Source organism: Colidextribacter sp. OB.20 (genome assembly GCF_009911595.1).
GTDB lineage: Bacteria > Bacillota > Clostridia > Oscillospirales > Oscillospiraceae > Lawsonibacter.
The window spans coordinates 1-16,699 of sequence record NZ_QWKG01000063.1 but is presented as its reverse complement, the minus strand read 5'-3'; the positions used below and the strand labels follow the sequence as shown (position 1 = coordinate 16,699).

General features: G+C 55.2%; 18 protein-coding genes. 12 read left to right on the top strand and 6 right to left on the bottom strand.

All coding sequences use genetic code 11. From position 1 onward, the window contains the following. The first annotated feature begins 38 nt into the window (after window positions 1-38). From D1641_RS14595 to D1641_RS14575, 5 genes are read left to right on the top strand one after another with little or no spacing between them, the layout of a single operon-like run. The gene (locus D1641_RS14595; RefSeq protein ID WP_160666956.1) at window positions 39-347 is read left to right on the top strand and encodes a (2Fe-2S)-binding protein; all 309 of its coding nucleotides are present in this window, start codon (window positions 39-41) and stop codon (window positions 345-347) included. Next, entirely contained in the window at window positions 344-1,465 is a 1,122-nt protein-coding gene (locus D1641_RS14590) for an NAD(P)/FAD-dependent oxidoreductase (protein ID WP_201757381.1), read from the top strand. The genes D1641_RS14595 and D1641_RS14590 overlap by 4 nt, the downstream gene beginning before the upstream one ends. Further along, on the top strand, window positions 1,437-1,937 hold the full coding sequence (locus D1641_RS14585) for a 4Fe-4S dicluster domain-containing protein (RefSeq protein WP_160666954.1): 501 nt from the start codon (window positions 1,437-1,439) through the stop codon (window positions 1,935-1,937). Before D1641_RS14590 ends, D1641_RS14585 begins: the two co-directional genes overlap by 29 nt. Beyond that, the gene (locus D1641_RS14580) at window positions 1,930-2,220 is read left to right on the top strand and encodes a (2Fe-2S)-binding protein (protein WP_160666952.1); all 291 of its coding nucleotides are present in this window, start codon (window positions 1,930-1,932) and stop codon (window positions 2,218-2,220) included. Before D1641_RS14585 ends, D1641_RS14580 begins: the two co-directional genes overlap by 8 nt. Then, the gene (locus D1641_RS14575) at window positions 2,217-3,362 is read left to right on the top strand and encodes an FAD-binding oxidoreductase (RefSeq protein WP_160666950.1); all 1,146 of its coding nucleotides are present in this window, start codon (window positions 2,217-2,219) and stop codon (window positions 3,360-3,362) included. Before D1641_RS14580 ends, D1641_RS14575 begins: the two co-directional genes overlap by 4 nt. A gap of 112 nt (window positions 3,363-3,474) precedes the next feature. On the opposite strand, the gene D1641_RS14570 is transcribed toward D1641_RS14575, so the two are convergent. The 6 genes from D1641_RS14570 to D1641_RS14545 all read right to left on the bottom strand — a co-directional run bounded on the left by D1641_RS14570 (window position 3,475) and on the right by D1641_RS14545 (window position 10,144). Further along, window positions 3,475-5,106, bottom strand: coding sequence for an amidohydrolase (locus D1641_RS14570; protein ID WP_160666948.1), 1,632 nt, complete (start codon window positions 5,104-5,106; stop codon window positions 3,475-3,477). A gap of 19 nt (window positions 5,107-5,125) precedes the next feature. After that, complete coding sequence (locus tag D1641_RS14565) at window positions 5,126-6,379, bottom strand: Na+/H+ antiporter NhaC family protein (RefSeq protein WP_160666946.1); 1,254 nt, start codon at window positions 6,377-6,379, stop codon at window positions 5,126-5,128. Between the two features lie 229 nt (window positions 6,380-6,608). Next, window positions 6,609-7,628, bottom strand: coding sequence for a biotin-dependent carboxyltransferase family protein (locus D1641_RS14560; RefSeq protein WP_160666944.1), 1,020 nt, complete (start codon window positions 7,626-7,628; stop codon window positions 6,609-6,611). A gap of 1 nt (window position 7,629) precedes the next feature. Beyond that, a complete protein-coding gene (gene pxpB / locus D1641_RS14555) occupies window positions 7,630-8,358 on the bottom strand; it encodes a 5-oxoprolinase subunit PxpB (RefSeq protein ID WP_160666942.1) in 729 nt (242 codons plus the stop codon). A 24-nt stretch (window positions 8,359-8,382) separates the two neighbouring features. Continuing rightward, window positions 8,383-9,348, bottom strand: coding sequence for a LysR family transcriptional regulator (locus D1641_RS14550; RefSeq protein WP_160666940.1), 966 nt, complete (start codon window positions 9,346-9,348; stop codon window positions 8,383-8,385). Between the two features lie 28 nt (window positions 9,349-9,376). Continuing rightward, window positions 9,377-10,144: a 5-oxoprolinase subunit PxpA gene (locus D1641_RS14545; RefSeq protein ID WP_160666980.1), complete on the bottom strand. Its 768-nt coding sequence runs from the start codon at window positions 10,142-10,144 to the stop codon at window positions 9,377-9,379. A 423-nt stretch (window positions 10,145-10,567) separates the two neighbouring features. On the opposite strand from D1641_RS14545, the gene D1641_RS14540 reads away from it, so the two are divergent. The 7 genes from D1641_RS14540 to D1641_RS14510 all read left to right on the top strand — a co-directional run bounded on the left by D1641_RS14540 (window position 10,568) and on the right by D1641_RS14510 (window position 16,389). After that, window positions 10,568-10,711: a hypothetical protein gene (locus D1641_RS14540; RefSeq protein ID WP_160666938.1), complete on the top strand. Its 144-nt coding sequence runs from the start codon at window positions 10,568-10,570 to the stop codon at window positions 10,709-10,711. A 634-nt stretch (window positions 10,712-11,345) separates the two neighbouring features. Next, entirely contained in the window at window positions 11,346-11,693 is a 348-nt protein-coding gene (locus D1641_RS14535) for an immunoglobulin-like domain-containing protein (RefSeq protein ID WP_160666936.1), read from the top strand. 163 nt (window positions 11,694-11,856) lie between these two features. Then, on the top strand, window positions 11,857-12,132 hold the full coding sequence (locus tag D1641_RS14530) for a hypothetical protein (protein ID WP_160666934.1): 276 nt from the start codon (window positions 11,857-11,859) through the stop codon (window positions 12,130-12,132). A gap of 164 nt (window positions 12,133-12,296) precedes the next feature. Further along, the gene (locus D1641_RS14525) at window positions 12,297-12,986 is read left to right on the top strand and encodes a hypothetical protein (RefSeq protein ID WP_160666932.1); all 690 of its coding nucleotides are present in this window, start codon (window positions 12,297-12,299) and stop codon (window positions 12,984-12,986) included. A 632-nt stretch (window positions 12,987-13,618) separates the two neighbouring features. After that, a complete protein-coding gene (locus tag D1641_RS14520; protein WP_160666930.1) occupies window positions 13,619-14,674 on the top strand; it encodes an FIST N-terminal domain-containing protein in 1,056 nt (351 codons plus the stop codon). A 14-nt stretch (window positions 14,675-14,688) separates the two neighbouring features. Then, the gene (locus tag D1641_RS14515) at window positions 14,689-15,633 is read left to right on the top strand and encodes a methyl-accepting chemotaxis protein (protein WP_160666928.1); all 945 of its coding nucleotides are present in this window, start codon (window positions 14,689-14,691) and stop codon (window positions 15,631-15,633) included. A gap of 363 nt (window positions 15,634-15,996) precedes the next feature. Further along, window positions 15,997-16,389 (top strand): recombinase family protein, encoded by a 393-nt coding sequence (locus D1641_RS14510; RefSeq protein WP_347707442.1) that lies wholly within the window; start codon window positions 15,997-15,999, stop codon window positions 16,387-16,389. Window positions 16,390-16,699: the final 310 nt, after the last annotated feature.

Below are 16,699 nucleotides of genomic sequence, written 5' to 3'. Positions count from 1 at the left end.
GAAACTATAATAATTTACTTGAAAAGGAGGCTACCGCAATGAGGATTACAGAGCATCCTGTGCGGCAGTTTGAACGAGGAGATTTGGTGCACTTTTTCTATAATGGCCAGAAGTTGGAGGGATACTCCAACGAGACTATTGCTGCGGCGCTCCACGCCACCGGAGTGCGCCGGCTGGGGCACAGTCCGGAGCTGCACCGTCCCCGCGGCCTGTTTTGCGCCATCGGCAACTGTTCCTCCTGCTTTATGACGGTAAATGGACAGCCCAACGTGCGCATTTGCGTCACCAAGCTGGAAAACGGGATGTGTGTGGAGGAACAGCGCGGGAAAGGGGTCGTACCTACATGATCCAGGACGCGGAAATTTTAGTGGTAGGCGGTGGCCCCGCAGGACTATGCGCCGCTCAGGCCGCCGCCGAGACGGGGGCAAAGGTGCTGGTCCTGGAGCGGGACTATGCCCCCGGCGGCCAGCTGGTGAAGCAGACCCACAAGTTCTTCGGCTCGGAAAAGCAGCGCGCCGGGGAGCGGGGATTTCAAATCGGCGAGGACCTGCTGAAGGAGATCGGCACCAACACCAGGATTCGGATTATGACCGAAACCACCGTCCTGGGCTGCTATGAGGACGGAGTCATTACCGCCCTGCGGGGTAATAAGCATCTGAAATTCCGCCCCAAGCGGCTGATTATTACCACCGGAGCGGCGGAGAAATTTCTGGCCTTTCCCGGCAACGACCTGCCCGGGGTGTACGGCGCGGGTGCGGTGCAGACCCTGATGAATGTGGCGGGGGTAAAACCGGCGGAGCGTGTTTTGATGGTGGGTTCAGGTAACATCGGTCTGATTGTCTCCTACCAACTGAAGCAGGCGGGAGTGGAGATCGCGGCCATTGTGGAGGCGGCGCCAAGGATTGGCGGCTACTTGGTCCACGCCTCCAAGATCCGCCGGGCGGGCATCCCCATCATGACCGGTTGGACGGTAAAGCAGGTACTGGGCGACGGGCAGGTGGAGGGCGCGGTGATCTGCCAGCTGGACGATAAGTTCCAGCGGATCCCCGAAACAGAGCGGAAGGTGGAGTGCGACGTCATCTGCCTGGCCGTGGGCCTGACCCCACTGACCGAGCTGTGCTGGCAGGCCGGGTGCGAAATGAAGTTCGTCCGGGAGCTTTCCGGCCACGTGCCTGTAGTAAATGACAACCTGGAGACCACTCGGAGCGGTATTTATGCCGCCGGAGACGTGACGGGGATCGAGGAGGCCTCTTCCGCTATGGTGGAAGGCAGAGTCGCCGGGTACGCCGCCGCCGAGAGCCTGGGACACTCCCCGGAGATTGCCGCCCAGCGCAGGGAAGAGGCCATAGGGGATTTGCGCCAGCTGCGTGCCGGTCCCACCGGCGGGAAGATCAACGCCGGCATTGAGAAAATGAAGCGGGAGGGAGGGGCAGTACATGTTAATCTCTACAGGTATTCCCACTAAGGAGGACCTGGGGAGGGTTATGCCTCCCGTCCAGCGTCTGGCTAAAGGGCCTGTGGCCATGGCGGAGTGCTTCCAGAAAATTCCCTGCAACCCCTGCGCCGCCTCCTGTCCGGTGAACGCCATCCATATCGGGGAGGACATCAACGAGTGCCCCACTATTGACTTTGATCTGTGTACCGGCTGCGGAACCTGCCTCACCAAATGCCCCGGCCTTGCCATCTTCATCATTGACGAGAGCCGCGGCGACACTACCGCACTTGTCAGGCTGCCTTTCGAGTACCTGCCTCTGCCGGAGGCGGGGCAGTACGCCATGTGCCTGGACCGCGCGGGGAAAGAATTAGGCTGGTTCAAGGTGGCCCGGGTCATCCGGGGCAACAGCCGGAACCTGACGCACACCATCTGCGTGGAGGTCCCCAGGGAGCTGTCCATGGAGGTTCGCAATATCAGAGAAGGGAGCTATCGGAATGGATAATCAGAACACCGTTCTCTGCCGCTGCGAGGACCTGACCCGAGAGCGGATTTTGGAGTGCATTCAGGAGGGATGCCAGACCATCGACGAGATTAAACGAATCACCCGGGCCGGTATGGGGCCCTGCCAGGGGCGCACCTGCCGGATGCTGATTGCCCAGGAGCTGTCCTCCTACTACCGCGTCACCATGGAAGAGGTGCTGATGTCAGGCTTTCGCCCGCCGGTGAAGCCTGTACCCATGGGGGTCCTTGCTGACTCGTATGAGGAAGGGAGCGGCCAGAAATGAAAAAGGGATATGACGCCGTAATCATTGGCGGCGGAATTGTGGGATGTGCTACCGCCTTTGAGCTGGCCAAACGGGGCGTCACCGACGTACTCCTGCTGGAAAAGGGCTTCTTGACCTCTGGCGCCACAGGCCGCTGCGGGGCGGGCATACGCCAGCAGTGGGGGTCGGAGCTGAACGCCCGGCTGGCCCTGGAGAGCATCCGGATTTTTGAGCACCTGGAGGAGTACACGGGGTATCAGCGCAGCTGCGAGCTGCACCAGGGGGGATATCTGCTGGTGGCCTACTCGGAGAAGGAGTGGGCCCAGTTCCAGGAGAACCTGAAGGTCCAACACTCTCTGGGTATCGACGCCCGGGCGGTGGATCTGAAGGAGGCCCGAGAGATTGTTCCCCTCCTGAACACCGATGGGATGTATGGGGCGACCTTTTGCCAGAAGGACGGCCATGCCAATCCCTTCCATTGTACCCAGGCTTACGCGCTGGGCGCGAAGCGGATGGGGGTGGAGATCGCAGCCTACACCGCCGCCACCGGGTTCCGGGTGAAGGACGGACACATCGCGGCGGTGGAGACCAGCAGGGGCACGGTGGAGACAAAACTGGTCATCAACTGCGCCAACACCCGGGCTCCCGGTCTGGCCAGGCTGGTGGGGCAGGACATCCCGGTCTGCTCCGAGCGCCACCAGGCCCTGGTGACGGAACCTGTGGCCCCCTTGATGGATTGCATGGTGATGTCCTTCCTGCGGTCCTACTACGTGCAGCAGACACCCCACGGCAGTTTTGTGATGGGGATCGGCCCCCGGGAGGCCCCCAGCTTCAATTTCCAGACCAGCTGGCAAAACCTGGAGAGGTGCTGCGCCGTGATATGCGAGGCTCTGCCCGCCCTGCGCAGTCTGCGGGTAGTGCGCCATTGGGCCGGACAGTACGACCTGAGCCCCGACCGGAATCCCATTATCGACGAGGCGGAGCAGGCAAAGGGGTTCTATACGGTGTGCGGCTTCTCCGGGCACGGCTTTATGGTTGCGCCTCGGGTGGCTGTCCTGATCGCCAATTACCTGGCGGGAGAAGAGGACAGTCTGGATATTGGCCGGTTCAGCGCGAAGCGCTATGAGACCGGTGAGCTCCTCCTGGAGCCCGCAGTGGTATAGTGGGAAGCGTAACGCAAAGCTTAAAACGCGGCTCGGTACAAAGCGGTATGGACATACCACTTTGTACCGAGTCCTCACATTTAAGGAAAACAATTTGCCCTGATAAAATATCTCAGCTCTTTTGAAAAATTATTTCGCCATCCAGCATCGTCATAACGACGGAGGCTTTCAGAATTTCCTCAGCGGGAATCGCGAACAGGTTTTTATCCATAACAATGATATCAGCCAGCTTGCCCGGCTCCAGAGTGCCCAGATCGTGCTCGCGATCATAGGTGCTGGCTGCGTCAATGGTGTAGGCTTTCAAGGTCTGCTCCATTGTCAGACACTCCCGGGGATTTTGACTGGCGGGCCGGCCATCCAGGTTGTTGCGGGTGACTGCGGCATAGATGGTTGGGAACGGGTCGAAATCCACCACCGGATAATCTGTTCCGAAGGCCAACTTCCCGCCCGCATCCAGCAGCGATTTAAAGGCCCACTCATATTTTACCCGGTCGGGTCCCATACGGCTGACCTGCTCATCCGCGTCCAGCAGCAGGTGCATGGGCTGCATGGAGGGGATCACATTAAGCTGCCTGAACCGAGGAATATCCTCCGGATTGATGCTCTCGATATGCTCCACCGCGTTTTTATAGTCAGATCTGCCGTTTACACGCTGGGACTCCTCATACATATCCAGGGCCATGCGCACCGCGCCGTCAGCGATACAGTGAATCCTCACCTGGAAGCCTGCCGCGTTGGCGGCCGTGATAGAGGCCTGCATACTCTCCTTTGGCGTGAGAGGCACTCCGATGCCGCAGGTATCCGGCCGGTCACTGTAGGGCTCCAGGGTGAGCGCGGTAAAGGTGGAAGCCACACCGTCAATAAAACCTTTAATCCCCTGCATACGCAGCTTTTCGGAGTTAAACTCTTCTTTATACGCCAGCGCCTGGGAGAAATCGGTATATCCGGCCAGCTTGGTATATAAGTGCAGGCGCGCGGTCAACTCACCGTCCTGCTCCATCTCTTTGATAATACGGAAATTTCGGATGGTGGTGGGGGTATAGTCGTTGGCGGTCATTTCACTGATGGTGGTAATGCCGCAGGCGGCAATGTGCTGGAGAAATTCCTTGTGAACCTCCTTCATTTTATCCACGGGCAGCTCCATCACTTTGTTCATGGCGGGCTGATAGGCCTCCGGCTCGTAGAGCAGCCCATCCAGCTCACCGTCTTCGAATGTGCCGATCTTTCCGCTGCGCACCGGCATATCAGCTCTGATACCTGCCTCTTCCAGCGCTTTGGTATTGCACCAGAATGTGTGGATATCCGCGCTGATCAGATAGACCGGACGGTCAGGGATGGCCGCGTCAATGGAGCGCTTGTTGGGCAGAGGGGCGTCATCCCAGTAGGACGGGAACCAGCCCAGTCCGATAATTCGTTCCAGGTTGGGGTGGTCCTCCGCAAATTTCTTTATCATGGCGACGCACTCCGCCTCGGACTTGGACTTTACAATGTCATTGCACACATATTTGCTGCCAAACATTCCACCCATGAAGTAATGCACATGTGCGTCCACCAGGCCGGGCAGGATCAGCCGATCCCCATAGTCCATGATTTTGGTGTCCGGCCCTACACAGTCCAGCTTGTCCATCCCCGGCGCGACGGCGAGGATATGTCTCCCCTTTACCGCTACACAGCCCGGAACAGGCTCCTTGCCGACACAGTCATAAACCGCGGTGCTTTTTAATACAAGATCTGCAAATTCCATGATAAAGGCCCTCCTAACCTTAAATTATGAAACCGAACAGGATAAACAGCGCACAGGAAATTACAAAACCGCTGAGGATATAGGGGCCAATTGCGCGAATCTGTGTTACATTGTCCACCCCGGTGCCCGCGGCCGTCATAAACACCGCGTCGGAGTACATGCAGCACTGGCTGCCAAAGGCGATTCCGGACATCATAGCGGCGATAATCAGCCATGCGCTTACGTCCAGGGACAGGGCCATAGGCACAAAAATGGGGGAGACGATCACGATCAGAGGCCAGAAGCTTCCGGTGGCGAAAGCGACTAGGGCTACCATAATAAAAGCGATTACAGGCAGCAGAGCCGCAGGAACGACCCCGTTCAGGATGCTGATGACATAGTCAGAAAAGCCGATTTCGGCATTGACCGTGTTCATCATGAAAGAGAGTACCACTACAAAGCAGACGCTGGCCATGGAGTATGCGCCCTCCAACACATTTTCCATAAACTCACCCAGAGTCATGATCCGCTGGGCAATATACATGATTCCCTGGGCCAGCAGTGCCACCAGCATACCATGAATAAGGTCGCTGTCGAAATAGAGCATGGCAATCACCAGCGCCACCATAGGAATTAAAAAGTTGAGCGGGGTAGTGGGGCGCACGTCGCTGCTCAGCTCATCCTGGTTATCCCCATCGGGCAGGGCGGGTCCGCCGTTTCTCACCCGGTCATAGGCCTTCTTCATATCGCCTGCCTTGGGGATTACACCCAGGCCCAGCAACAGGCAGATCAACAGCGCCACAATTGGATAGAACATGAAGGGAATGGCATGTACATAGTCGGAGAAGGTCCAGCCATATTCCCCGAAGGTGCCGATTCCGAAAGCGGCCCAGCTGCTGAAGGGAATCAATACACAGACGCAGGCCCCGCCCACGTTGACCGTATAGGCCAGATGTTCCCGGGGGATCTTGTGTTCATCCGACAGGCCGCGCATGGCGGACGAGACCGCCAGGGCGTTGAGATAATCGTCAATGAACACAATAATGCCCAGCACCCAGGTAAAAAACATGACTCGGTGCTCATCTTTGGCGTATTTGGAGATCATGTTTCGGAAGCCAAGCATAGCCCCGGACTTTTCCAGCAGCCGGATCATGGCGCCGGAACAGACCAGGATCAGCAGTATATATTGATCTGAACCGTTGGCCAGCGCCGCGTACATCACATTGATCCAGCCGGAGAAAAAGTCCTTTCCATACAGAATAATCGCGCCGATGAAGGATGCCAGCATCAGCATGTGGGGCATTTTCCTGGTCATTACCGCCCCAATGATAAGTACCAAAATAGGAATGCAGCTTAAAAAACCGTAATTCATCATATCTTCCTTTCTGTCATGAAATCGAGTCTCTTCTCTCCGTAAACAGCGAATTTTATATTGGTATCGCCCTCCTCCCCGCAGGTTTGCTCCTCCGCATGCCGGTGGCCTGAAGTCCCCGGACAGCCACTGTCCGCCGCGGCCCCGGCCCTCAGGTGCCAGCCTCGAGAGTTACAAAGTAGGTCTTTCCGTTGACCTGAACCCAATAGGAGCTGCCGGTCATGTGCTGAAAACGCCGGATCAGGGCCTCTATGTTTCGTCTGCCGGCAATGCGCAGAGCCTGTGCTGTCTCCACGTCGCACTGGACAAAACGGAGCTTTACGCCCGGCGGACACTGGGCCAGCAGAGAGATGTCCTGTGTGATGACTGTGGCTATTTTGGCGTACCCGCCGGTGGTCTGCCGGTCGGCCATCATAATGATGGGAAGACCGGACGGAGGAATCTGAACAGAGCCGAGGGCAATCCCATCGGTAATGATATCGCTCCCGTTTTTTGACTCAATCGGCTGGCCAATCAGCCGGTAACCCATCCGATCAGAATTTTGGCTGATTTCGTAAAGAGATTCAAACAGCGTCCCCTGCCCCAACTTCGTAAAGGCATCCTCCTGAGGGCCCAACAGCAAGCGGATGGAAACCGTTTCCCCGGAACGCGGGAAGTGTTCCTCCTCCACCCTGCGCAGCTCCTGATGGGGTAAATAGGCGCGGGGACTTCGAAACCCGATATAGTCCCCCTGTTGAAGCTTCCTGCCATGGAAACCGCCTATCCCCGATTTCAGGTGGGTGGAGCGGCTGCCCATCACCAGCGGGATATCCAGCCCGCCCGCAAACGCTATGTAAGTCCGCATACCTTGGGGCGCGTATTGAAAGCTCAGGGTCTGTCCGGCCTGCACAGAAAGGGCTTTGTAAAATGGTACAGGCTGTCTGTCCAAAACGGCGGGCGCCGGAGCGCCGCATATGGCAATTACATTGCTCCGCCGGAACACAATGCTGGTGCCCCCAAGGGTGACCTCCAGAACACCCTCATTTTCCCGGTTCCCGACCAGAATATTGGCCAGGCGTGTGGACTTCTGATCCATTGCCCCGGAAGGAGATACTCCACAGGCCTGATGACCCATTCTGCCCAGATCCTGCACCGTGGTCAGAACGCCGGGAGTCTGAATTAAAATACCCACGTTATACCTCCTTCAGCCATGTCTTGCAGGTATAACGGTTTTCCTCCACCTGCCGCTGAATGGCGCGGTATTCCTCAAGCTCAACCGGTCGGAAATGGATATAACAGCCCGCGTCCAGCAGGGCGATCTTCTCTTGAGTCGGGTCGTACAGCTTCAGCGGGGTGCGGCCTATCAGCCTCCATCCCCCGGGGGAGGACACCGGATAAATACCGGTCTGTTTTCCCGCAATCCCCACGGAGCCGCCCTCAATGCACAGCCTGGGCGTTTCCAGCCGCGGAGTGGCCAGACGTTCATCCATCCCCCCCAGGTAAGGGAACCCGGCTATGAAGCCCAGCATATACACCAGATAGTCCTGAGAGGAGTGCAGACTGATTACCTCCTCCCGGGTGATACCGTGATATCGGGCTACATACTCCAGGTCGGGACCAAACCGTTCGTCATAGCATACTGGCAGTTCCATGACAACGGAGGGAGGAAAGGCCTTGCCTACAATACCGGTCTGAAGCTTTTTCAATTGTTCCACCAACTGGCCGTATTGTATGACCGTCGGGTCGTAGTGGACCAGCAGGGAGCAGTAGGCGGGCACAGTTTCCAACACGCCGCTGATTCTGGCAGACGCGATCTGTTCTTTCAGCGCGCGGATCTTCTGGCTGGTTTCAGGCAGGATCTCCCTGCTGAACTCCACCGTGACCGCACTGTCTCCAACCAGAAGATATCTGCAGGTGTCCATACGCATCCCCCAATCAATCACAGTTCAAACCATCAGATCGGCGGCCAGATCCTGTATTTTTCGCCGTGCATGGCACTTCAAAAGCTCAATAAAATCCCGGCTGGCCTGGCTCAGGTAGTATCCCTTGCGATAGGCGACCCCCAGTGTAAAATTAGCCATTTTGTGGGGCACCCGGGCGATGTGGAGCACATCCATATAGGGCTCCAGCTTGCTTTTAGAAAGAAATGCCCCAGGGTACACGGTAACACCGCGTCCGATCACGCTCATATTGAAGAGTGTCTCCATATTCTCCGTCTCTGTGCTGATAAGCGGCTGCATTTGCTCCTGCCGGAAGATGGACTCCATGATACTCCGTATGGAATTGCCTCTCTTATTGAGCAGAAAAGGAAGGTTTTCCAGTATGCTGATACTCTTCCCCCGGCGCAGCTCATCCCAAACCGCCGCGGCCCGCTCTCCGAAATGCTGTGTGAGCAGTTCCTTTGGAATCAGAAGATACAGCTGATCGCTCAGAATGGCTTCCTCCACAAGGCCTGGCTCGCCAAATGGGATATGCTCTACCGCAAGGTCTATTTTTCGGGTGAGCAGCGCATGTTTGATTTCGCTCTGGTTCCCCTCAAAAATAAAAAAATCGATTTTTGGATACCGGGTTTCAAATTCTGAAATTGTTTCCGGCAGTAGAACAGGAGAGCGGTTATAGGAGATGCCCAGGCGAATTGTACCGCAGATATTGCCGGTAATATCATTGACGGCACTGACCAAATTGTTCCGTTTATCTACCATTTCCTGAGCATAGCTGAGAAATATTCTCCCGCTGTCGGTCAGCGCAAGGGGGGTCCCCCGCTCAAAAAGGCGGGCATTTAAATCTCGTTCGATGGATTCTAAGCTTCGGCTCAGCGTCTGCGGCGCAATCAACAGCTGTTTAGCCGCCCGGGAGATATTCTTTGTTTCATTGATGGCAAGAAAATACTCGATTTGAAGCTGAGTAATCATAAAATCCCCCCGTGTCTGGCTGGTTGACTCAAATAAATTCCCTGAGCGTAGCAATGCCGATCCCCCGCTCCTGCAGTGTACAGCGGAGTTGCCGCGCCAGCTTCAGCGCATCGGGATTATCTCCATGAATGCAGACAGACTGCGCTGTAATTGGTATTTTCCTGCCGCTGATACTGTCTACTGTTCCCTGTTCGATCATCTGGATCACCCGTTGGACTGCCTTATCTCTGTCGCGGATCACCGCCCCAGACATACCGCGCGGAACCAGCGTACCGTCGTCCCTGTAGGCTCGGTCAGCAAACACCTCTCCTGCGGTAGGAAGCCCCAGTCGCTCGGCCGCCTGGAGCAGGCAGCTCCCGGCGGGCGCCAGCACAATCAGGGTTCGATCTACCTGAGCAATTCCTTTACAGACAGCCATTGCCAGCGTCTCGTCTCTGCAGGCCATATTGTACAGCGCTCCATGCGGTTTCACATGCTGTAATATCATTCCTTCTGCCCGAACAAAAGCAAGCAGGGCCCCGACCTGATATTTTATATAGCACCGGGCTTCATCGGAGGATATCGTCATATTTCTGCGTCCAAACCCCAGCTGATCTGGAAAGCTTGGATGAGCGCCTATCGCAATACCGTTTTTTTTTGCCAACGCTACTGTCTGTTCCATGACAATCGGATCTCCAGCGTGCCAGCCGCAGGCGAGATTTGCAGAGGAGATACATGGGATGACTTGCGAGTCCATTCCTATCGTGTATGCCCCAAAGCTTTCCCCCAGATCCGCATTGAGATCAATCATTATGATTCCCCCAGTTATTTTGATCTGACTTCCTCCCAGAATTCGCTGCGTTCATTCGGCAAATTGTATAATTTCATCTTAATCATTGAACAAGTAATTTACAAGCAGGTCTTTTGCTGATATTATGACAGCAAAAATACTGTATCTCCTGAGAATTTTCGAAAAACAGAAACAAATTTCTGATTAAAAATGTTTTGTTCTGCAATACATGAAATAGGTCTTTAGTCTGACATCTGGTCTACCAAAAGTCTACCAAAAAAGCCGCCGGGCTCCTGCGTTGCAGGGCCCGGCGGCTTTTTCGTTTTCCGGGACATCTACCGGATGTCTACCAGGACAACTTTTTTACGCCGAAAGGGGCTGGATTTGCGGGTTTCCTCCAGGTTTTCGCAATTCTGAGAGTCGGGCAAGGGGCGTGACACCACCCGAGACGTGGATACATCCACTGAAAGATGGCTGGATACCATCCAGCGCCGGGTGCACTGCCACGGCTGGTTCTGCGGCCACTACCACATTGACGACCAGATGAGGCCGGTACGTATCCTGTACAATGACTTCCTGGAACTGGATACATAGGATATACTGTGAATGCAGGGACACTAGGTAATTGTGACATCTGGGGGAGAGCCTTGCGGCGCAGCGGTTTCCCACATCCGCTCCAAAATCACAGCCTCACTCCATTAGCCAGGGAATCAGGGCAGAGTTATCAAAAAGTTATCATTTGCCGGGATGGGGTTCTCTTTGTTTTCTGCGTATCAAAATCTGCATACTGCTTTGCCCTGTTCTCTTTGGTAACGCTGGTGCAATCCGTAGACCGATCGTTTCACTGCTGGAGCCGCCTATAAGCCGCTGCTGACCCCGCCGAATCTGTTGCCGCCGTAGCGTCACGACAAACAAGACGTCAAAGCGGAAGCCGATCCCTGTATTTGACGTCACATGACCATTTGCACAGAAACCTTAAAAAGATGATGATATTCCGCTGAAAGACCCCGTATATCCGTTCCCCGGCCCGCACTGCGGGACGGTGTGAGCCTGCGGGACGCCCGCAAGGCGGCACGCATTTATCCTGCTTCTCCTTCGTTTCCTTGGTTCACTTCGCTTTTGTCGCAGTTGCCAAAACCTACAAAAGCAATCTATCTGCATAATTATCTGCAACAAACTTGGAACCTTCTCAAAGAATTTACGTCTATATGGGAAATGAGGAATTTTCATGAAAAAACTGCTCACCGTCCTCTTGTTGCTGGTCCTGCTGGCAGGCTGCGGGGGAAATGCTGCACCGCCGGAATCGTCTGCTCCGGCACCTCTGGCGGACCTCTCAGATGAAGGACTGGCCATGGCGATGGAGCACCCGGTCTATGACCGTTCCGTTACCTCCTGTGTCTACTCCATCCGTAATGGAACGGAGGAGACAGTGGAATTCGGGGAGCCTTACCGTCTCCAGCGCTGGAAAAATGGGCGCTGGCAGGACCCCCAGAGGGACACCTGCTTCACTGCTATCGGCTACTGTCTGGCCTCTGGAGATACCAAGGCCTTGTCCTGCTGGCTGGGAGAAGATTAGGAGCCAGGGAGCTACCGCTTGGTGAAGGCGGTGGGCGGCGAAACACTGTATGCTCAGTTCCAACTGGGGGAGAACCTCTACACTGCTGAAAATCCTTACGGCTTTGTCCCTCTGGAGAATCTGAACCAGATCCCGGATATTCTGGGAGCCGTCTTGCCGGAAGGTGGCCCGGCTGAAAGACAACGATGCCCGCTTCCGAATTTGGGCGGAGGACGGAGTATGGGACGCCATGCCCACCGACACCCCCACAGAATTCGGCGTGGGCTGGCAAAGGCCGGAGGAGGGCTCCTGGGGGCAGATGTTTGATTTGCAGCACTGGGACGGGACAGAGACGGCCATCCTGGACCTGAACTGGCAGGAGGACAACACCTTACTGCTCACCGGCCAGACCTTTGACGGCGGCACCAGCTTGCTGGCCTTCAATCCCCAGACCAAGTAGCTGCACAATGCGTCAGGCAGCTGATACAGCGCAGAAAGTTTAGGTTGTCTCTCTCCAGGAAAACTATTTGACATTTTCTGATCGGTAAAACATTTGAAAAAAATATCGCAACTCCTATACTTGAATTTGGCGTTTTGCCAAATTCAAGTATAGGAGTTGTTTTTATGAGGGAAAGAACAGACTTGACCTCGGCACAGGCCAAGAGGCAGGCCCTACAAAAATCGTATTATCAGGCCCATCGTGATGAAATACGCCAACAGCAGCGAGAACACTACCAGAGTATAGATAAAGCGGTCCATGCTGCCAGGGTGCGGGAATATCGGCGTAAAAACCACGACGCCTACCTTGCCTACCGGCGGGAATACCGCGCCAGGAATCGAGAGCGCTTTGCGGAGTATAACCGACGCTCCAGGGAGAAACGTAAGGCGCAAAAGGACCCAAGGACCTATTATGAACGCAATCGTCAGGAGCTTTGCAGGCGCAGGATCGGTGAAGAGTGCTTTCGAGCGATGGAGAAGGTGAAAATGGTGTGTCCGGAGCGCATTGAATGGTATCTGGAGCAGTGGCCATTTGATGCATATGCCGACAGGAGGATCAAAAGCCAGCTCTGGTGGTGGCATATCTATCCGCAGCACCATTTGTATGATGATTGCTATGATGCGGGAATGCTGGCCTATCTTTACTCTATCCACCGCTGCGCAATGATGGAATACCAGCATGTCAATCAGTACATTGCAAAGATGGTGCGTATTTTCGTTATTTGTGCGTTGAATATAGGCCGGGATGCAGAAAATTTGTGCCGCGAGAATAATCTGCGTTTGTGTCATTTGGACCATGATGTTTTTGACGCTTAAGTCGTCCAGCAGCCGCTGACCCACAACTTGACCCAGAATAGGAAAAAGACATTGGAAGCAACGGAGAAAATATTGCTGGAAAGTATTTGACTCTGGCAGGAGGATGCCCGGAAAGCGCCGGAAAGTTCCAAACCGCACTTCGGAGCGCAGCTCATAACCCGAAGGTAGCAGGTTCAAGTCCTGTCCACACAACCAAAAAACCGCCGATTTTTAATTGAATCGGTGGTTTTTTGTAACTTTTTTGGAATGCTACATTTTTACCCAGGCCGGATAATTCAACTTTAATTCAACTCGTGCCTATGGTCACACGTTCTCCTGGCGGTGTGGTCCAGAATCGCCATATCGGTGTGGCACCTGCGGTCTGACACCTGATTCTCCTCCTTCACGATGTTCGCGAGGGTGTAGTGCCAGCCCTCATGGTCAAAGGGCTCCTCGATAAGCTGCTGAGGATCAGCGCCGGGGGCAGGGTAAAGGTCTTGATGAAAACTTCTTCGCCAAAGAGTCTTTCTTGTTTTTGGCGCATATTACTAAATCCCTGACAGGCATGAGCGGTCCAATTCCAGTGATTGACATTGCCCGCGCTTTCAAGTATAATTATCCCGCTGAATTTTTCATAGAGGGGAGACAACAGCGTGAAACAATTTTATGGAATGAGCCCACGTGGAAACCTGGAGGAAGCGCTTCAGGGTCTCTACAGCCCTCAGTTTATCATGCTGCTATCCAACGCGGACCAGTTTGAAGACCACGTTCAGGCCCTGGAGCGGCGCTTTCCCGGCGTCCCCAGCATTGGCTGCATTGGGATGAGCTATCAGATCGGCGTGGTGGAGCACGGCGTGGGCATTATTGCCTTCTCAGACGGCGTCTCCGCCGCCGCCAACGTGCTGGAGCAGGTGTCCTCCATGCCGGTGAAGTACATACAGCGCCTGAACCAGGATGTCCAGACGGTGGGGGGATCCGGTCAGGATACAGTGTGTATCGACTTCTGCGCCGGAAACGATGCCTGCGTTCTGACCACCATCAACACCGTGCTGCGCCAGCGGAACATCTCCCTGGTGGGCGGCACCGGCGACCAGGGCAAGGTGTCTGCCAACGGCCGGGTCTATGAGGACGCGGTGGCCTACGCCCTGGTCCGCAACCAGGGCGGCCGGGTCAAGACCTACAAGGAGAACATCTACCACCAGCTGGGCAACTACCGCTTTATTGCCTCGGACACAGACCGGGCCAACTATATTTTGGGCTCGCTGAACGGCAAGCCGGCCAAGCAGGTCTACAAGGATATCCTCCACGTGACCGATGAGGAAATTCTCACCCGCACCTTCCAGAACCCCTTCGGAAAAATCAACGGGGACGACACCTGCATCATCTCCATCAAGGAGGTCCACGGAAACGCCCTGGCCTGCTTCCGCCAGGTCAACGACTCCGATGTTTTGATCCTCTTGGAGCTGGGCGACTATCAGGCCATCACCCAGAACACAATTCAGCAGATATGCCAGGATTTTCCCCGCCGCTCGGCCATCTTTTCGGTCAACTGCCTGTTTCGATACAAGCTGTTCTCTGAGCGGGGCTATATGAACAGCTATCTCCATGATATGGCCTCCCTGGGTGACCACGCCGGCTTCGTGGGCTACGGGGAGCACTATAACAACCGTTTTGTAAATCAGTCTATGACCTGTGTGGTCTTTGAGTAAAGGAGGAGAGGGCTATGTTGTTTGGTAAAAAAGAAAAGCGTGCCTCCTCCCCCGTCCAGGAGAAAAGAAGCCTGTATCCCGTCATCCATGTGGCCAACAGTCTAAAGTCCTATCAGAAGGAGCTGGTCCAGAAGGAGGTGGCCTCCCTCTGGGAGCTGAACATGGTGGGGACCTCCTTCTCCGGCGTGCTGAAGGAGACCGACCGCTTTCAGAGCAAGCTCCAGGACCTGGAGCAGTCCTTCTCCAACATCAATCAGACTGCGGAGCAGTTTATACAGGTGCGCGGTGAGATCGCGCAGACTGTGGAGCAGGCCCAGAACCAGATCGTGGAGCTGGGGAACACCTCCGCCCAGGTGCAGCAGTCCTACAACGCGATGGCGGAGACCTTCTCCCAGCTTCAGGCCGCGGTGAAGGAGATCCAGCAGTGCATGGGCAAGATCGTCTCCATCGCCGACCAGACCAATATCCTGGCCATCAACGCCTCTATCGAGGCGGCCCGGGCCGGCGAGGCGGGCAAGGGCTTTGCGGTGGTGGCCGCCCAGGTGAAGCAGCTGGCCGAGGAGATCAAGGTCCTGTCCAACGAGGTGAACACCGGGGTAACCGATGTGGAGGACCGGGCCGGCCAGCTCAACAGCAGCATCCTCTCCTCCCAGGAGACTCTGGGCCAGAACGCCGGCATCGTAACCCGGACTGACGAGAGCTTCCGTCAGATCACCGCCGCCGCCGAGGGCGCGGTGTCGGTTCAGACCGAGATATCCGGTGTGATTCAGTCCTCCCAGCAGGAGCTGGAGTCCATTCGGTCCTTCTTCGGCCAGATTAAGGACAAATATCAGGACGTAGTGAAGCATATTGACAGCGCCAGCCGCCTGGGCACCACCAAGAGCGCCATGTTTGAGGATATGGACAACATGATCGCTCAGATTCCGCCCATGGTGCAGGACCTGGAGTCCGGCCGCTGAACCCCCTCCGCCCCGCCCGGCCCGCCGGACGGGGCGTTTTGCGCCCCACGTCCGTCTCATAAAAGAGAAGGATAGAGAGCAAGAGGTCAGAGCCTAGGGCTTGTTTGAAAAATGTCAATACGCCCAAAAGGCGGGTCTTTTTCCGCCATTCTGCCCCAATTTTTCTTGAAATACATCCAGTATTCCTGCGAAAAATTGTGTTTGTCTGGCAGAAAAATCCCTCGCCACTGTGCATATTTCCATTTTTCAAACAGCGCCTAATGGCACGAGCTAAAAACAGAGGGTATCAGCAGAATTTTACCCCCTAAATATACAATCCGGCGCTGACGTTTAGGCGAGTACATCCGCCTTTCCAAAGAGGATTTGAAAAAGGGCAAGGACAACAGCAACAGCGTGAAAAACCAGCGTGACCTGCTGGGGGACTTCTGCCAGCGGCATATGGACGAATTTGAAAGCGCGGTTGAATATGTGGACGATGGGCACGCCGGGACGGATGCCAACCGTGAAAACTTCCAGCAGCTTTTGGTCAATGTGATGAGCGGGAAAATTAACTGCGTGATTGTGAAAGACCTTTCCCGGTTCGCCCGGAACTACAGTGACGCGGGGAGCCTGACTGATAACTTATTTGTGCAGATAAGCTTCCGCTTTATCTCCCTTGCGGAGAACGTGGACAGCTGCCTAAACCCCGACAGCGTTTCAAACATTATCGTTCTGGTAGGAAAACAAAATCAATCCACAGCATTCCTTACAGTGTAGTACAGCCCTTGGAGAGGGGCTTTATAAACTATTATTCTAACGAAGAGCGAAGATAGAATTATTGACCATATGACAATTCTCCCTTGCGGTACTGAAGAATTGTATCCAAGAGCATATGTTACCCCAAGTCTACCAAAAGTCTACCAAAAAAGCCGCCGGGCTCCTGCAACCCAGGGCCCGGCGGTTTTTTCGCTTTCCGGGACATCTACCGGATGTCTACCAGGACAACTTTTTTACATTGAAAGGGGCTGGTTTTGCGGGTTTCCTCCGGGTTTTCGCAATCCTGAGAGTCAGGCAAGGGGCGTGACAC